Here is a 539-nt window from a genome sequence, read left to right as displayed (position 1 = left end):
TCACAGCTCAGTGAGAGCTCCTCGATGTTCTTGTCGCACAGCGCCCGCGTGATCTCAGGGCCCGTGAAGGGTCCGAACAGTGCCACGTAGGGGTGGGGAGGGAAATGCGAGAAGGCCGCGAGTTCGGTGTGCGTGCGCACCAGGAGGTGTGGTCTTCCTTCCAGTGAAAGGCCGGACAGAATGGCCTTCTGGTACCTCGCGTGGTCGAATTCGCCCCATTCGCTGAGTATGACGTTCCTGACGTTCGGGGAGGGATGGTCCCGGTATTCGGCAAGTTTCGGCAGAGCCGTGTCGGTTCCCACCAGGGCGGCCGCGCAGACGACGGCCGCCGCCTCGTGCTCGGTCAGCCCCTCCGGGCCCGGGAGGAGTTCCAGCGTCACATGCCCCACCTCGGCCAGCGCCTTCGCCTCGCTGTAGGTCCTGGGCGGCAAAAGAGCTGCCGCGCGCAGTTCCACCTCCTGGCGCACTTCTGGATCCAGTTCGGTGGCGTGTTCCAGGCAGGCGGCGGCGAGAAGATGCAGCCGGACACGGTGTCGGCC

Annotated in this window: 1 pseudogene; it reads right to left on the bottom strand. The window is 65.9% G+C overall.

From position 1 onward, the window contains the following. Positions 1–455: pseudogene (locus tag ACFV9O_RS40575) on the bottom strand (ATP-binding protein); the annotation flags it as partial. Positions 456–539: the final 84 nt, after the last annotated feature.

Source organism: Streptomyces sp. NPDC059909 (assembly GCF_042730885.1).
Classification (GTDB): domain Bacteria; phylum Actinomycetota; class Actinomycetes; order Streptomycetales; family Streptomycetaceae; genus Streptomyces.
The sequence above is the reverse complement of the archived record's forward strand: the minus strand, read 5'-3'. Positions and strand labels throughout refer to the sequence as shown.